The following is a 1,782-nucleotide window of genomic DNA, read 5'->3' as shown; positions in this document are numbered from 1 at the left end:
GACCGTGCATCTCAGCGACTTTGACCTTCGGCAACTTGAAGCCAGAAATCTGGAAGAATTGCCTGTTGCCGTGAAAGACCGGCTACTGGAAAGTTTGCTGAGGGACTTGATCGAAGCCCGTGAGCGCCTTGCGGCCAATTCATCGACCAGTTCGCGTCCCCCGAGCAGTGACCCGCCCTGGTCGGGTCCGCACGTCGATGCCGAGGCAGAAGAGACCGCCACTCAAGGCGCGAGGGCGAAAGAAGATGAGATGCCTTTGGCGGAAACCGGGCCGTCCGCTCCACCAGACGCTCCCGCCATGGCCGCCTGCCCGGACGGCAAGCCACCGGGCATCGGGCCAAAGAAGAAACCGGGCCGCCAGCCGGGTGCTCCCGGCCACAGCCGCATGCTCACGCTCCCGGTGACGGGGACGATCCTCCATGCGCCCACGCACTGCGCGGTGTGTGACCGGGTTTTGGGCGGCGACGCGTTCAAGGCGCGCACCGGCCTTTACGTGTTGGAGTTGGTGGCCGGGGACGGCCCCGGCCTGCGGGGGCTGGCGGTGCGCCACGACAAGCACCTGTATGGCGAGAGCAGATGCGCCTGCGGGCATGTGACGCGCACCGAACCCGGGCGCTGCCCGGAAGAACCGATGTGGAAGGTGGGTTTAAGCGAATGGAGCCTCGTCGGGCCGTTTTTGACGAGTTTCATCGTGTGCCTCTCGCTGCGGATGCGGCTGTCGCGCCGGAACATCCAAGAGTTTATGCAGGATTGGCTGGGCGTATTCCTGTCGACGAGCACGGTCAACCGCTGCATTCACGAGGCCGGGCGGGCGGTGGAACCGCTGGAGGGACAGTTGGTGGACGAAGTGAGGCAGGCATCGCTGGCCTATGCCGACGAGACCTCATGGAAGGAATGGGGGAAACTGCTGTGGCTGTGGGTGGTCAGCACCGCCACCGTCAGCCTGTACCTGATCGGCTACCGCAGCGCCGAGCTGATCACCAACGCCCTGGGGGAAGACTTTGCGGGCTGGCTGATGACGGACGGCTACAAAGTCTACCGCCAGTTCCACAAGCGCCTGCGCTGTTGGGCGCACCTGCTGCGCAAAGCCAAAGGGCTCCAGGAAAGCCTGTCAGGCGAAGCGCGGCTCTTCGGCGAGCACAGCCACGCCTTGCTGACGGAACTGATGGATGCCGTCTACCAGGCAAGGGAAGGCCCGCCGGCCTCGCCGGCCGATCGCTACCGGGACCGGCTGGAGGGATTTCGCCTTATGTGCGAGCGGCATCGGGATTCCAGGCATGAGAAGACCCGCGCCTTGGCGTGCGAGTTCCTCAACGACTGGGAGGCGGTGTGGGTCGTCCTGGCCCACCCGTATTTGCCGTTGACCAACAACGAAGCCGAGCGCGCCCTGCGCCACTGGGTCATCCTCCGGCGCATCACGCACGGCACCCGGACGGAGCAGGGAAGCCGCGCATTGGCCTTGCTGATCAGCGTGATCGAAACCTGCCGCAAACGAAAGCACCTGCCCTGGCCGTACTTGGCCCAGGTGATCGCCGAGCGCCGCAAGGGCAACCCAGCCCCGGCTATGCTCGCAGCAGCCTAATCGGGAAACGGTCACAAGTCAGATGGGGGATAAATCAGTACTCTCGCGGCTATTGTCCGCCAAAATGGAGGGCCTCACCAAAGGCAGCATGCTGGACTTGAAAACCGTCTTCAGGGCGCGAAAATACACGCGGCGGATATTAAATTTGCTCGGCAAAAACGATGAGGAGTTTTTAATTGACGACCGCATTTTCCAAATCG

The 1,782-nt window shown here is 63.4% G+C and carries 1 protein-coding gene; it reads left to right on the top strand.

Annotated features, from left to right (window positions below; genetic code table 11):
• Window positions 1–1,582, top strand: a 1,582-nt coding sequence (locus QZY44_RS11800) for an IS66 family transposase (protein ID WP_295446426.1), incomplete at its 5' end; no start/stop codon positions are given.
• Between the last annotated feature and the right edge of the window lie 200 nt (window positions 1,583–1,782).

Source organism: uncultured Thiodictyon sp. (genome assembly GCA_903837595.1).
In the GTDB taxonomy this organism is placed as follows: Bacteria; Pseudomonadota; Gammaproteobacteria; order Chromatiales; family Chromatiaceae; genus Thiodictyon.
The sequence above is the reverse complement of the archived record's forward strand: the minus strand, read 5'-3'. Positions and strand labels throughout refer to the sequence as shown.